Origin of the sequence: Streptomyces sp. NBC_00370 (assembly GCF_036084755.1) — a bacterium.
Classification (GTDB): domain Bacteria; phylum Actinomycetota; class Actinomycetes; order Streptomycetales; family Streptomycetaceae; genus Streptomyces.
The window spans coordinates 5,202,444-5,219,204 of record NZ_CP107968.1; the positions used below are offsets into that span (position 1 = coordinate 5,202,444).

1 protein-coding gene (cut by a window edge) is annotated in these 16,761 nt (G+C 73.9%); it reads left to right on the forward strand.

Annotated features, from left to right (window positions below; genetic code table 11):
• Positions 1-16,691 carry the end of a lonely Cys domain-containing protein gene (locus tag OHS57_RS23270; protein ID WP_328583218.1) on the forward strand. It extends 33,418 nt beyond the left edge of the window, so the window shows 16,691 of its 50,109 coding nt (coding positions 33,419-50,109); its start codon lies off the left edge, out of view; its stop codon occupies positions 16,689-16,691.
• Positions 16,692-16,761: the final 70 nt, after the last annotated feature.

Consider the following 16,761-nt stretch of genomic DNA (forward strand, 5'->3'; position numbering starts at 1 on the left):
AGGACGACACGCTCCAGCGGACCCTGGTGGGCAGCCCCCCATGGCCGCTCTCCGCGCAGCCGTACGTCGTGGCGGCCGAGATGCGCGACGGCAAGGTCGTGGTGCGGCGGGACGACGAGTCGGAACTGCCGCTGGACTTCGAGGAGTTCGCCGAGCTGGTAGCGGTCGACGTGGCCGGTCTCGGGCTGCCCGATGACACCCCGATCGTGCTGGCCGTACCGTTCGCCGGTGACGGGCTGCTGCGCGGGCCGCGGCTGCTGGCCGGCCTGACCGGGATGACGGTGTGGTCCCACACCGCCGAGGGGGTGCTGGCGGAACAGGCCGGCACCGCCATGGTCGGGATGGTGCACAGGGCCGGGAAGCGGCAGGGCGCCTGGGTGCCCAGCCCGCCGGGTCTCGACACCGACCCGTGGGAGGCGGACCCGCTGGCCGATTTCAGCGGCGTGCGGACCCAGGCCATCGTCAGCTCTCTGACGGGACGTCAGATCGGGCGCAGCTCGCACACCGAAGAGGACCTGGTCGGCAGGGACTTCGAGGAGGCGGGCCGCAGACTCGACACGATCACCACGTACGTGCACTACAACCCCGTCACCCAGCGGTACACGGCGGAGTCCCCACTGCCGGCTCCCGGGCCGATACGGGACGCGTTCTCCGAGGACACGCACGGGAGTCCGAGCGGACTGACACTGGTGCAGCACGACGGCACCAAGAGGTCGTTGGCCAGGAACCTGCCGCTGTGGCACTGGTTCCGGCGCAAGAGCGTGACGGAGCGGCCCCGGCTCTGGATCGACCTGATGGGCTGTGCGACGGGTGAGTACGAGGACACGTCCGTGCCGGCCGTGGCCGGTTCCGACGTGGACAACGCGGCGTTCGTCGCCGACCCGCTCGCGACGATCCCCTTCGGTCAGCGCGTCGCGAACGTGTCCGGCCGGCCGGTACGCAGCGCCAGCACCTCCGACGACGTCCGGGAGGTGAACGGACGGTGGGTCCGGGTCCTGTTCACGGACCCCTGGGGCCGCAAGGGACGGTGGGTCATGTTCCTGCCCGAGCCGAAGGAAGCCGAGCTGGACCGGTTGGCCGCCCTGTCCGGCCGGCACGCGGACCCTGACGAGGCGACGCGGCAGCGCACCCTGCGCGCGGTGCGGGCACTGCGGCTGGTCTTCGGCTGGGACGTGGAGCGGAGCGCCGACCACGAGGACCTGGTGCGGGGCGTCGCCGCACTCGACGACATGTGGCGGTCCGACGGCCGGTTCGCGGACCTGGGCCCGTTCACGCTGGACCTGTTCCGACGAGTGGTGGCAGCCCACCCGGAGGGTGGCCCGGACGCCGGTCAGGCCGCCTACCGTGCGGTGCTGGCCAAGGCGAGGGAGGCCGCGCCGGGCACACCGCTGCGGGACTTCGTCCAGCTCTCCGACGCGGTGGATAGGGCCGTCGCGTGGGCCGGGAGCGCGGACACGGACCTGTGGGAGGAGGCGGAGGACGCGCTGCGCCTGGACCCGGACGAGGCCGGTGTCCCTGAGCGTTCCCGGATGTTCTGGGCGCGGGTCAAGGCCGAGGAGACGCTCGGCGCGCTCGACGCCGACGCGCTTCTCGCGCGGGTGCTCGACATCGACCCGGCCGTCGAGCCGAACGACGCGCTGCGCGAGGAACTGCGGTCGGCCTACACCACCGCGTACGCGGCCGGCTGGGACGCCGCCGACCCGGACACGGTCGCCGCACACCGGCTGGAGCGGGAGGGCGTGCTGGAGGACGACAACCAGATGTACGCGGTCAACACCCCGGAAACACTCGCGAGACTGGTGAACCTCGCGAAGAACGCCGGGAGCGTGGACGGCTCTCTGGCCGACGGCGGGGGGCGGGACTTCGGACCCGGACAGGGAACGCCCGTGGTCGACCTCACCCAGATCCGCACACCGGCGGGACCGGAGACCCCGGACTGGGTCGGCACGTTCACCGACGGAAGGCCGTACGCGTGCCCCTACCTGGTGCGGGCGGCCCTGGACCCGCAGGACCCGGACATCGTCCTGGCGCACGTGGCCGGGATGGAGCAGCGGGTCCCGCTCGACGTGTTCGCCGAACTGCTCACCGCCGACCGCGCGTTGCTGAAGTACGGTCCGCATGTTCCGGTCATCCTCTGCCTGCCGGGGACGCCGGCTCCACTCGTCCGCCGGGTGGCGTGGCGGCTCGCCGACCGGCTCGCCCGGTCGGTGTGGTGGGCGGACGTGCCCGTGGACCTGTCAGGGACGGGTGCCGGCGGACTGCCGGTGCTCACGCTGCACGACGACCCGACGGGGAAGCACGCGGCCACGATCAACTCCTGGGTGCTGACCAGGCCGCAGGCCGGCACCCCCGTGGGCCAGTCGCTGTCGGTCCCGCCCCCCGTGTCGCGCTCCGCGCACTCCCTGCCGCCGCAGCGCCCCGGGACGGACTCCCAGCCGGTCGCCCCCGAGGCGGCGCCCGCCCCGCCCGACCCCGCACGTGCCGAGGTCCGCGCAGCCCTGGGCCCGTACGTGTCGTCGGCTGACGTCTTCGCGGCGGATGTCTTCGCCGCGGACTCCGAGGCCGAGGAGGAGGACGGCACGGCCGGTCCGCCCCTCGTCCGCGCCCCGTCACGGCCGGCCACGCTCGCCGGCGACTCCTCGGCCAGGCCCCCCGTACGTACCCGCCCGGTGGGAGCGACCGCTGCCGCGCCTGCGGCGGCGCGGCCGGCGCGGGTGACGTACCTGGCCTTCCCGCGCCGCCGGGCGAACCTGCCGATGGCGGACCGGGCCGCCGTCCGGAACCTGGTCGGCCAGGTGGCCGCGCTCGGCCTCCGCGCGCGGGAGCTGGGGATCTCCCTGCCGTCGGTCACCGTCCGCGGCTACGACGAGGACGTCTCCGGACGGTCCTCCCTCGGGATACGGCGGGCCGAGGAGGTGTACGACGAGTTCGTCCGGGGGCTCGGCGAGGAGTTGACCGGGCTCCAGCGGGGTCTGCCGCAGGGCGAGCGGCGGCTGACGGCCCGGGACTTCCAGATCACCGCGGAGAGTGGCCGGGCGGACGCGGCACCGATCGTGCGGGTCGGGTCCGCCGGGTCTCCGACGCGGGTCCAGGCGCGCGTGCAGGTCTCCCCGCCCCGGCGCCTCGAGGACATGGAGGAGCTGGACGCGCTGCGGCGGCAGGACAGATGGCTGCGCGGGGGACGGTTCGACCTGGCCGCGCTGGCCCGTCGCGTACTGCACCTGGAGGCGGCGGCGCGGGTGGACGGAGCGGTACGCGCCGACCTGCTCGACCTGTTCGCGCGCGCGAGGGCGGCGGGCCGGGCGAACGGTGTGGCGGCGCTGGCCGCCTTCCACCTCTCGGAACTGGGTGTGCTCGCGGCCGACAGGGAGCGGCATTTCACGGTGGGGGGCAGCCGGGTCCCCGGGCTGAACTGGACACAGGAGAAGGCCAGGAGACTGGAGCTGGACGCCTTCCACGTCCGCGAGACCGAGCAGGACGGCGGCCTCACCTCCCCGCTGACGCTTCCGGCCCGCTGGCCGACGCACACCCCGCCCTACGTGGTCGCCGCGGAGGAGGGGCGGCACGACGTGGTCACGGTGCGGCTGCCCGACGACTCGGCACGAGAGGTGGACAGCGACGAGGCAGCCGAGCTGATCGCCGAGGACGTACGGAACGCGGGCCTGCCGCAGGGGACGGCGATCGTGCTGGCGTACCCCTTCGCCGGTGACCGCACCTTGCGGCTGCCGCGCATGCTGGCCGACAGGACCGGCCTGACGGTGTGGGCACACAGCGGTGTGGCGAAGCTCAACGGCGCCCGGGGCGGCACGAGCCGGCTCCAGGTGGTCCACCGCTACCAGGAGCAGCAGGGCGACTGGGTGCCGAGCGTACCCGGGACGGCCCCCGGGGCGGACTTCGACGACACGGACGGCTGGCGGCTGCGGATCCTCACCCGGGCGATCATCAGCGCGGAGACCGGGCAGCAGATCGGCCGCGGGCTGCACGCGGAGACCAAAACCCCTCTGGAGGACCACGGCCGCCACCTCGACCGGATGACGACGTACGCCCACTTCAATCCCGCGACCGGCGCCATCTCGGTGGAGTACGCCATGCCGGGCCCGCAGCCAGGGCCGGGCGAGCCGCCCTTCGGCGACCCGTACCACCTGGACGCCCACTCCGTACCGGGTGCGGTCAAGGTGCCGCTGGAGGACGGCGGGGGCGAGATCGTGCCGGCCCGCCCGTTCTTCCAGTGGTTCAGCCGCCGGGCCAGTTTCGCCACCCGCCCCGCGCGGGACTGGCTTGACCTGGTGTTCTGCCACAGCGGGGCCGCGCCGGACGATGCCGTGCCGGCCTCCCTCCTGGGCGACTCCTTCGCCGGCCCCTTCGTCGCCGATCCGCTCGCCGCCATCAGCGTCGGGCAGGAGGCCGCCAACGCGACCGGACGCGTCACCCGGGTCTCCTACCTGCGGCAGAGCACCCAGCAATACACGAACGGCAGATACTTCCGGGGGCTGCACAGCGATGCCCAGGGCCGGTCGACGTGGTGGTCGATACATCGCCCCGAGCCCTCGGAAGCGGAGCTGGACCGCTTGGCGGTGGTCGTCGGCCGGCACCCGGGCCCCGGCGCCGTACCGGAGGCGGTGCGGTACGGGACCCTGCGCGCGGTGCGGGCACTGCGGCTGGTGTTCGGGTACCAGGCGGAGTTCGAACCGGACCACGAGGACCTGATGCGCGGTATCACCGCGCTGGACGACATGTGGCTGGCCGACGGGCGGTTCGCGCATCTGGGCCCCTTCACCATGGACCTGCTGCGGCGCGTGGTGGCGGCGCACCCGGCCGGTGGGACGCACGACGAACAGAGCGCCCTCCGGGCCGTACTCGGCGCGGCACGGGCGGCGGCGCCCGGTACGCGGCTGGCGGACTTCGTGCAGCTCCCCGCCGTGGACGAGGCCCTGGTGTGGGCCGCCCAGCGGGACGTGGACGCCGCTGCCGCCGACGTCCTCAAGCTCTCCGGTCCCGGCCAGGTCACCGACGCCATGCGGTCGCGGATGTTCTGGGCACGGGTCAAGACGGCCGAGGCACTGGCTGCTCCCGGCGTCGACATGGGCCGGCTCACGGCGAGGCTGCTGCACCTGCCCGTCGGGACCACGGACGACACGGCCGAGCACGATCGCATGCGCGACCTCTGCACCAGGGTCTTCGCCGAGGGGCGCGAGGTGACGGGCCCGGACGTGATGGGTGCCCGGCACCTGGGGCTGCTCGGCGCCCTGGAGACAAAGACGGTTCTGCGCACGGTCCCGAGCACGTCCCCGGTCGGCGGGCGCGACTTCACGAGCGGGCCGAAACCGGCGCGGGTGGATCTCACGCGGGTCCACACCCCCGACGGGCTGAAGGACGCACCCTGGCTCAAGGACGCGAAGGGCGAAGACCTGCCCACCCCCTACCTGGTCCGCGCCGAACTCGACCCCGCAGACCCCGACGTCGTTCTGCTGACCGTGGACGGGGCCCTCACGCGGAGCCCCGTCGGCGAGCTGGTCGAACTGCTCGCCGACGACGGCTGGTTGCGTCTCGTGCGGCTGACCACTCCGGTGGTCCTCGCCGTGTCGAGCCTGGGCGACCTGGCGCCCGGCCTGGCCGAGCGGCTCGCCCAGCGGCTGGGCCGGACCGTGTGGTGGACCAATTCCGTGGTGAGTACGTCGGAGAACGGCGACAGCGGTGACCCGGTGGTCACACTGCGTCCCGGCACCGGGGCCGCTCCCCGCAACGACGGCTGGCAGCGGGCGCGCCCCGTCGACCCCCAGGTCCCGAAGGTGCTGCCGTGGCCGGGCGGTCCGCTGTTCGACCGGTCGGCCGATCCCGCCGTGGCCCCGGGGGAGAGCCAGGGCCGTGCGGTCCTCGCGGAGATCCAGGACAGGGCCGTGCCGGACCCGGCCGGCTCCCCGGCACGGGCGGCGGAGCCCGCCACGGGCACCGCCGACCGGCAGGTACGCCAGGACGCGGCTCACCACAACCGCGGCGGCGACCGGGCCCGGACGCCGGCCCGCTCCTCGTCCGGGCAGCCGATGCCCGGACTGGGCGCGGCCGGCACTCCGGCGCGGCTCCCGGTCCGTCCGCTCACCGAGCCGGTCGTCACAGCGCCGTTGCCCGAGCTGCCGCAGGAGACTCCGGTGCCCGTCGACCGCTCGGGACAGACGTCCTCTGCCGTCGGCCGGCTGGCGGTGGCGGTGGCCAGGAGCGGGCTGCGCAACCACGCGCTGCGTGTCTCGCTTCCTGAGATCACCGTCGTCGGACACGGCGCGGACGGTGCGCGCGACCAGGACGCGCGGTCCGTGCGTCAGGAGTTCGTGAGCCGGCTGGACGGGAAACTGCGGGCGTCGCAGCGGAACCTGCCCGCAGGGCAACGGCCCCTGACGGCAGCAGACTTCACGATCACCCGGCGCGAGCAGCCGGGCCCGGCGGAGGGAGCGCGGATCTCCAGGCGCGCGCGGGCACGCGCCGCGCTGCGCGGGGAGACGGCCGCAGGCGGGGGCCGGCGCCGGGCGACCCTGGAGGTCGCGCAGCAGCCGGACGCGGCGGCTGTGGAGTTCCTGGACGTGCTGCGGGCCCGGGACCGGCGGCTGGACGGAAAGCCGCTGGACGTGGCCGGACTGGCCAGGCAGGTGTTGCACCTGGGCGAGGCCGCCCCGGTCGACGCCGCGGCGCGCCGGGAGTTCTTCGCCCTGGTCGGGCGGGCCCGGGCGGCGGGCAGCACCCGCGGTTTCGCGGCTCTGGTCGCCTTCCATCTGGCGGAACAGGGCGTTCTGGACCCGCGGCGGGCCCGGCACTTCACCCGGAACGGGGTGCGCGTACCGGGGATCAACTGGAGTGGCGGGACGGTCGTCGCCCTGGACACCGTCCGCACCTATGCCATCCAGGTGGACCAGAGGGGGAGGGAGACGCGGCGGGAGCCGGTCACCCCTCCGTGGCAGACGGGTCTGCCGCCGTACCTGGTGGCGGCCGACGGCCGGTTCGACGTCGTCCTGGCACAACTGCCCGACGGCTCCGAGCAGGAGACGGGTACCGAGGAGTTCGCCGAGCTGGTGGCGGCCGACGTGGCCCGGCAGCGACTGCCGCAGGGCACCGACATCGTGCTGGTGATCCCGTCCGCCGGCGGCCGGCTGCTGGATCTGCCGCGACTGCTGGCGGAGCGGACCGGGCTTACGGTGTGGTCGCACCTCAGCGAGGTGACGCTCACCGCGCAGCCCGACGGCAGCACCACCATGGACGAGATCTTCCGGCACGGCGCGACGGAGGGCTCCTGGGTGCCCAGCCCGCCCGGACTGGCCCTCGACCCGCGGGACGGCGACCCGCTCGCCGAGTTCCGCGACGTGCTGACCCAGGCCATCGTCAGCAAGAAGACCGGCAAGCAGATCGGGCGTTCTTCGCACAACGTCGACGATCTGGTCCGGTGGCGATTCGAGGAGGAGAGCCGGCACCTGGACGAGATGACGACGTACACACACGTGCACCCCATCGCCGACCACATGTCGCAGCCCTTCCCGCTGGAGGGGCCCGGCGACGCGGCCGACGCCTACTACGAGGACACCCACGGCGGCGTGGGCTATGTGGCACTGGCCCTGCCGGACGGCTCCTCCCGGACGATGTCGGACCCGAGCGTCCTGCGGCGCTGGTACCGGCGCAACAGCCTGGTCGCGAACCCGAAGGGCTGGCTCGATCTCGGCTCGTGCATGGGCGCGACCCAGAAGGACATGGCCGTGCCCGCCCGGGAGCGGCTGTACTCCCACATGGACGGGCCCTTCGTCGCCGACCCGCTCAGGCACGTCCCGTACGGGCAGCTCGCCGCCAACGCGTCCGACCGCCCCGCGCGAGCCGCGACCCGCCCCCAGGCGACCGACGAGGAGGGGGGCAGGTACACCCGCTTCCTGTACACCGACGCGTGGGGCCGGCGCGGCCGCTGGGTGCAGTTCCTTCCGGAGCCCAAGGGCGCCGGTCTTGACCGGCTCGCCACCCAGGTGGCCTGGCACACGGGCCGGGGCGAAGCGAGCGCCGAGGTCAGGGAGCGGACCCTGCGGGCCGTGCGGGCGCTGCGGCTGGCCTTCGGCTGGAACGTGGAACAGGAATTCGGCACCACCGGCGGCAAGTCCGGCGTCGCCACGTCGCTGCGGCGGGCCTTCGGCCGGAGCGCCCCCGCCGGGACCGACTACCTCGGTCTGCTGCGCGGTGTGGCGGCGCTGGACGGCATGTGGCGCGCCGACAGCCGGTTCGACGGGCTGGGTCCTTTCACCCTGGACCTGCTGCACCGGGTGGTCGAGGCCCACCCCGAGGGTGGCAGGTCCGCCAGTCAGGCCGGTTACGCAGCGGTGCTGGGCAAGGCGGGTGCGGCGCCGGCCGGCAGCCGGCTCGCCGACTTCGTCACCCTCCCGGCCGTGGCGCGGGCCGCGGCGTGGGCACAGCGGGTGGACCTGAGCCAGGAGGCCGCCGACGCCCTGCTCCTCGACGGCCCCGACGAGGTGGGCACCGAAGAGCGGTCGCGGATGTTCTGGGCCCGGGTCAAGGCCGAAGAGGTACTCGGCGGGCCCGGCCTGGACTTCGACGAGACCGTCGCCAGGGTGCTGCACCGGGCCGTCATCCCGGGCGCCGGAGCCGACGCCCGGCTGCGCGAGGAGCTGCGGTCGGTCTTCACCACCGCCTTCGCTGCAGGCCGCGCCGCCTCGGATCCCGCGGTGGCCGCCGCGCACTACCTGGAGCGGCACGACGCGCTGGACCCCGACTCCGTCGTGGCGACGGTCTGGGACATGGGCGCTGGCTCGTACCGGGGTTCGGGACGGGACTTCGGCCCGCGGCCCGGCGTCTCCCTGATCGATCTGTCCCAGATCCGGACCTCGGCGGGCCTGGCAGCCGTCAGGTGGGAGGGCAGGACCGTGGACGGCAAGGAACAACCGCAGCCCTATGTGCTGCGGGCCGCCATGGACTCGCAGGACCCGGGGATGATCGTGCTGTCCGTCAAGGACATCACCTACCGGACCCGGCTCGACGCCTTCCTGGAACTGCTGCTCTCCGACCCCACCCTGCGCGAGGACCACAACCTCCCGGTCCTGCTGTGTCTGGAGGACGGCCTGCTGACTCCGGAGACGGCGCAGCGGATCGCCGACCGGCTCGCCAGGACCGTGTGGTGGACGGATCTGCCCGTGGATCTGTCAGGGACCAACGACAGCGGACAGACGGTGCTCACCCTCAAGGACGGCCCGGCGGGAACGCCCGCGCCGTCGGCCGCCTCCTTCCGCAAGACGCAGCCCGTGATGCCCGCGGCGCCGGGGGAGTCCCGGCTGGACGCGACGCTTCCGGTGCCCCGCTCCGCCCCACTGGACGTCGTCGACGGCGCCGACACGGCCGGGGACGTCCAGGACCTGGATTCCGGGCCGGAATCCCATTCCGACGCCGGCTCCGACGCCGATTCCGACGCCGATTCCGACGCCGGCCGGAGCGACCTCTCCACCGTGGTCGCCGGCTCCGACTCCGGCCGGAGCGACCTCTCCACCGTCGTCGCCGGCTTCGGCCGCGACCGTCGTGGACTCCAGGGTTCGGTGTACGTCATGCCGTTCCCGGCCGAGACGCTGGAGTGGCTGCACATCACCCTGGGCCGGGCCGTCCACGAGCGGGCGGTCCAGGATCCGTCGGCCCGGGACGTGGAAGCGCAGGACGCCGACACCGCCGCGCTGGCGGCCCTGGGAACGCAGGTGACCGACGCGTACGACGGAACCGAGCTGCTGGAGGCTCTGCCGTACGCGCTGAGCGTCAAGGGCATGGTCCGCACCGTGACCTACCGGGGCCGCGAGTACCGGATCTCGGCGCGGCTGAACCTCTCGGACGCCCGGCCCGCACCCACGATGACGCCCGAGGGGCCCGACGGCCGCACGGTCCATCAGGAGGAGCGGAACAAGACCACCGTCACGTCCGCCGACACCGCGGGGCAGGGCACCGTACGGAGCATTCCGCTCGCCTACGCCCGCAGGTGGGCGATGGACGGTGCGGGGGACCCCGTGCTGTCGGCGCTGGGCTTCACCCCCAAGCTGACGCTGACGCACAACCAGGAGGCCCACTCGGTCACGGTCGAGGAGGACTTCATGGCGATGTCCGGGCTGGTCATGGGCATGGACCCCTCGCACGTCCACGACTACGCGATGGAGTGGCAGGTCAAGGTCGAGCCGGTCGACGGGACGATCCCGATCCCGGCGCCGGCGCCGGCGCCCGCGCCCGTGTCCGACCCGGCTCCGGGCGTCGACCCGGCCACCGCTGACGACGGCTGGGGCGACGCCGCACTCGCCCCCGGCCGGCTCGACGCGTGGTTCCCCGCCTATCTGACCGAGACACCGGAGCCCAGTCCGTTCGGCACCCTGTTCGCGACGCCGGACGATCTGCCGCCCGACCCGTGGACGCTGACCGATGAGCTGCCGCTCCTGCGCGTGGACACCGTGCGCGACCCGGCCGCACTCCACGACGCGATCATGGCGGCCGACGAGCTGCACCCCCATCTGCGCCGGATGTCGAAGGAGTCCGCGGCGGAGCTGGGCGAATTCCTCTCCGAGAACAACCAGCGCGCCGGGCTGCCGCTGATGCTGGCCGGCGCCTACCCGTCGCCGGTCCTGCTGGACCGGGCCGGGGATCCGCTGGGGTTCCTCGAGGTCAGCGCGCGGCTGACCTGGCTGAGTCCCGATGTGCTGGCCAGGTCGAAGAACGTGGTGCTGGAGAACAGCCTGCTGCACACCGTCGGCCCCAAGGGCTCGTACAAGGTGTCCAACGCGCTGAAGCCGGGCTTCTCCGTCGCTCCCGCCTTCGTGAAGCCCGACGGCTCGGGCATCGGCGGCGGCCCGGTCTTCGCCGGCTCCTACCAGTACCAGCGCGACCACGTGCTCAACTCGGGGGGCACGGCGTACGACTGGTTCAGCCTCACCACCGAGAACCCGCAGCTCCTGGTCGACGCGGACCTGGAGTTCGAGGCCGTCCTGGTCCTCGCCGAGGGCGGCCGCACCGAACCGTTCACCTTCACCGCCTCGGGCGACCACATCCTGCGGGTGCCCAGCAGGGCCGAGACCGACGGAGTCCCCGTCGCGCCGGGCCAGGAGCGGCATCTGCCGCCGGAGCTGGCGGAGTTGCGCTCGCTCGGCGTGTCCACGACCCCGCTCAAGGTCGCGGGTACGGATCCGCTGTTCGAGCAGCTCGAAACCTGGCTGCGCGACCACGGCTTCCTGCCCCCTGCCGACCGCCAGTCGCTCTCCTGGATGGACCACAAGAGCCGCAGGAAGATCGTCAACGCCTGGCTGGCCAACGCCCGCAAGCTCACTCTCGCCCGCTCCCAGGTGGGGCTGCGCAGCGGGCTGCGGCAGATGGTGGACGGCGGCCGCCCGCTCCACTTCGACCTGCCCTTCGAGCACGACGTCTGGCGGGCCGGTGTGCTGCTCACGGTCGCGCCGCAGGCCGGCACCTACCCCCGGCACCGCAAGAACCTGCCGAACTGGTCCTCGCTGAACTCCAACGGCCTGTCGGTGACGGGCAGCGAGTCGTTCACCACGTCGCACACGGTCTCCGCCGAGCTGTCGGGCGAGGCCCACGGCCCGGTCCCGGGGAACACGACGCTGGCCGGCGGCATCCCGTCCAGCGCGTCTGTCGCCGAGCAGCGCGCGGCCACGGCCGGCTCCGCCACCGGGTACGGGCTGGACATGCTCGTGTACAGCCAGGTCGACCTGGGCGTCTACGACATACCGGCCACCTTCACCATGGAGGTCTTCTCGGGGCAGGGCACCGAGCCGGTGGCGGCGTTCGACCCGCAGGACGGGACCGTCTCCCTCGCCGTCCCGCTCGCCCGCACCCTCGACGCGCGCCCCGACCCGCTGCCCGCGCCCACGAGCAGGACCGCCACCGACGACGACTACCGGCTCGCGCGACTGGCACCGGACGAGAACGGCGACCGCCCGCACGAAGCACTGATGCTGCCGCCCTACGCACACATCAACCTGGCGGTCGGCAGCGCCGAGTTGATCAAGGCGTTCCAGCACCTGCTCACCGACGGCCACCCCGAAGGACGCCCGGAGCCGGGGGCGCTGGCCAGAGTCCTGAACTGGTTCGCCGAGAGCGGCGCCCAGGTCGGCAGCACGCTGCCGTCATTCGTCACCGAGCCCGCCCAGTGGCTGAAGGACATCACGCTCGGCGAGTCCCTGACGCACCCCGAGAGCCCGGCCCAGCAGGTCGCCAGGAGCGCCCTGTCCAGCACCATGGTGCACGCCCGCGCCTCGCAGATGCTGCGCGGCGTCTACGTCTTCGACGCCGGTGCGGCCGGCACCCTGCTGGGCACCGACACCCAGGGGGAGGTGCGCGGCTTCCTGGACAACGCGGTCCACGAAGGCGTCGGCTTCCACCCGGAGGGCTTCGCCGGCACCGAGTACTGGATCGAGAGCGACGTCACCGCCACCGACTCGTCCTGGCGGGGGACCGGCTCCAAGCGCACCGCGCAGATCGTGTTCAGCGGCTCGGGGACCCGTACGGACGGGGACACCTCGGGCGCGGTGTCCGGCAGCGGAGGCCGGGGCACGTCGGTGGCGTCGAGCGAGACGGACACCGACACGGTCTTCAACGCCCGGATGAACGTCGAGTCCAGGGAACCGATCCACGCGTTCCGCGCCCACATCACCTATGTCTTCGCGTTGTCGCAGGGCTACCGCAACGCGCCCGCCAACGCCGTAGGACTCGGTCCGCGCGGCACGCGGGCCATCGCCGTGCGGGTGCCGGGCGGCCTGGTCTTCTTCGTCGCCGAGACCGACGTCAGGGAGGACCCGCGGCTGGCGGCGCTGGCCGGCCTCACCCCGTCGGTGCCGACGCTGGACCGGCTCCTCCCGTTGTACTACGTGCGGTCGCGGGGCAGGGCCATCGGACCGGCGACCGTCGCGGACGTCGTTCCGGACGGCCCTCTCGACGCGTTCGTGGACGCGATCCGCGCCGAGGTCCGGCGCGTGGCCCCGGGCGCGCTCACCCCGGGCAGCGGCACCCACATCCCCGGGCTCGACGCCCTGGTCGGTGGAGTCGGATCGGTCATCGGCCTGCGGACGCTGGCGTCAACGGGCGCCAAGAAGTGGCAGCGGATCCACTTCGTCCGCAAGGGCCGGACGGGCAGCCTCCACCTGGTGGAGGTGGCCCTCAACGCCCGCCCGGCGCCCGCTCGCGAACTGGGCGACGTACGCGGGGCACTGCGCCCGAAGTCCGGCACGGAGAACATCTACTCCTCGTCGCCCAGTTCGGTGACGCGCACGCTCACCCGGTCGGGCACCTTCTCGCTCGGCCTCTCCGGGGCGGGCGGCTACACGGTCGCGCCCGGCACGGACAACACCGGCGGCGCCGGACTCGCCGCGTCGCTCTCCCTGAGCACCTCCAGGTCCACCTCACTCACCCTCAACCGCAACCGCCAGCAGTGGATCCGCACCTACGCGCCGTCGGCGCAGTTCAGGGTGGAGTACGAGTACCGGGTGGCGGTCTCGTCGACGCGGCTCGACGACTCGCTCCCCGGCTTCCTGGTCAACCGCGTCGTCTCGCTCGGGCAACTGGCCGGGCTGCTGGGGGCGGGGGCGCTGTCGCTGGGCGCGGCCAGCGGAGTGACCCAGTTGATCAGCGCTCTGACCGGCGGCGCGACCGGCGGGATGATCCCCCTCCACCGGCTGACCGCGCCCGGTGAGCGGACCGCCGGAGACCCGGACAACGAGCCCGCGGTGTCCGACCGGGAGCCCGCGCCCGGCACCCCCGTCTCCAGCACGCCCGTGACCGTCACGCTGCGGTTCCCCGCGAGCGAGACGCCGCAGCAGCAGGAGGACGGCACGGCGGTGTGGCATGCCGTGCCCGAACTGCTGGTCCCGGCCGTCCACGAGGCCGACCCACGCGACATCGCGGACCGCCCGCTCCAGGAGCCGGCCACGAGCCCGGCCCAGGACACCGCCGCGAATCCGCTGCGGGACAACGCCCGCTGGACGCCCCGGCAGACGCTGGTCGTCGGCGACTTCGACGCGACCGACGAACTCGCCGACGCGCTGCGCGCCGTGGACCCCGCCCTGCGCGACAAGGCGCTGCCGAAGACGTCGGAGTCCCAGGAGGCCACCCTGCTGCGCATCGGCGACCTCGTACGCGCGGGCAGGGTCGCGCTGACCCCGGCGCGCGCGGGCCGCTACACCGGACAGCGGCCGTCCGGCAGCTCCTCGGCCGTCCGACTGACGCTCTACCGGCCGCAGAGCGAGACGACCAGCCGGACGAGCACCCTGATGGAGCTGCGCACCGACGTCCGCACCGTATCGACCGCCGGTGGGCAGACCTACGCACCTGCCGTGAACGTGCCGCTGAGCGGCGGTATGACGACGAGTGACGCCGACGCCCTCAGCGGCGCGCTCCCGATCGCGGGCGAGAACATCTCGACCGGGCAGAGCACCGGCGTCACCGGCTTCCGCCGCGAGGTGATCAAGTACGGTACGGGCCTCTCGCAGAACGCGGACGGTGAGCCGGACGACAGCGGCGTGCTCGGCTTCACGCTGACCGTGCACGCGCTCCTGGAGGTCAGCGGCCCCGACGGCACCCGCTGGGTGACCGGGAACGCAGCGGTGCGGGCCACCCTGGAGGACGTACTCGGCCTCGGTCTCGCCCCTGCCAGGCCGTCCCCCGGGGTGTACGACGCCCCCGCGGCCCTCGCCGCGCACGGGACGCCCGACGGAGCGCGCGGCGACTGGCGCGCGCTGAGCCCGGAGGACTTCGGCGACCGGCTCGCCGCCGCCTTCACCGACGAGGACGAGTCGCCGCAGGTGTGGCTGGACCCCGGCGATGTCACGACGGCGGCGCGCCGGGCGCTGCTCGGTGCCCGGCAGGCTCTCACGGCCGGTGGCGCGCTCCCCGACGCCCGGCGGGCCGCCGGCGCCGCGCTCCCCGCCGACCTCGCCGCCGCGATGGGCGGTGCCGCGCGCGCCGCGGTCCGGTCGGGCCGCCCCGTCGAACTGGTCCTGCGCACCCCGGAAGGCCCGGTCCACCTGCCCTTCGCCCCGCCCACCCGGGAGGAACTGCGCGCGTCGGAGGCGCTGGGCCGCGCCGCGCTGCACCTCGCCCCTGACGCCGCGTGGGACGGGGCGGCGTACACGAAGCTGAGGGAAGTCCAGGAACAGGCCGCCGCCGCAGGGCAGGATCCGGCCGACCCGCTGGTACTCGGGCTCGTGCACCTGCGCACGCTCGGCGCGTTCTCGGACGCGACCCGGCTCCTGGACCCCGAAGGCGGCAACCAGGGCCGCGACTACGGCAGCACGCCCATGCCCGGCGGACTTGAGCCGCTGCGGATGTACACCGTCCGGCCGGGTCCCGAAGGGAACACCACCCACCTGGAGTTCGCCCCGTGGGCAGCGCACGGCGGATCGCTGCCGTACTTCGCGCACACCGACACGGACCCCGGCACCGGCGGCAGCGTGCTCCAGCTGCCCGGCGGCAGGGTGCCGGTCTCCGACGCCGAGCTGTTCGCCCTGTTCTCCGCCGACCCGGAGCTGCGCGGGGCCGGCCGGGAACGGTGGCTCGCACTGCTGACGGCGGGGCCGGGCACGGCGTCCCGCCGGGCGGCCCAGCAGGCGTACAGCGAGCGGGAGAACCGGACGGCGATCAGCTACGGAGGGACGACCGTGCTCTCCGAAGGCGCCCCGGCGGAGCCCAGTTGGCTCACCGCCCTCCCCGACCCCGCGACCGGGTCGGCCGGCAGGTGGCACCGCACCCGGCCCGCCGTCCCGGCCGACGGGCGCGCGCCGCGGCTCCCGATCCCGCGCGACGTGCCGTACTCCGCCGACGGCCGGTTCGACGAGACCTTCGCGGACACCCGGAAGGCGTATCCCACCCCGGCCGTCACCTCCACCGGGTCGAGCACGGTGTGGGGCGAGGGGCAGCACGATCCGCGACTGCACGTCTTCGTGGCCGAACTGCCCGGTCTCGGGCTGCGCGGCGCGTACAACCCGGACGGCCCGTCCGCAGGCCGGGTGACGGACGACGGCGGGCGGCAGTACAGTGAAGGCCCCGCCTGGGACTGGTACATGGCGGGCCGCGGCCTGGTCGCCTCCTCCCGGCCGCGGACGGTCCTTCTGGCGCGTGACGCCGACGGCGACCCGGACGACTCGGGTGTCCTGCCGGTGCCCGCCGCCTGGCCTGCCACCGGACCCGTCAGCGCGACGGCGCCGGTCCACCCGGCCACCGTCGCCGCTTCTCCGCTCCCCCTGCTGCCGCGCGACCTGCACGCGGCCCTCCGCTGGCGCGTCAGCACCGGCCCCCTGTACGCCGTCAGCTCCCGGTCCGCCGAGCTGGTCTTCGCAGAGGGACTGCGACCGGAAGGAGACGAGGGGATCCACCCACTTGATCACGTGTACGGCGACGACCGCTCCACCTCGGCCTGGGTCAGCGCGACGGCGAACCTCTCCGTCGGGCCGCCCGGCGGGAGCACCTGGGGATTCGACCTCGGCGCTCCCGGCGGAGTGGACGTGAACGCCACGCTGGGGCTCGCCTCGCCCTTCCCGCAGCGAGGGGAAGTCCTGTTCCCCGGAGGCGTCCACCGCCGCTACATCCGGGGCGCGCAGCGCCTGGAGAACGGCCTGCCCGTCGGGGACTACCTGCCCAACCCGTACTTCGGGGAGGAGGACGAGGAGGAGAGCGACGACGACTCGTGAACAGACATGAACCGACGTGAACCGACGTGAACCGACGTCCGGACGGTACGACCCCGAAAGATCGGCGAGT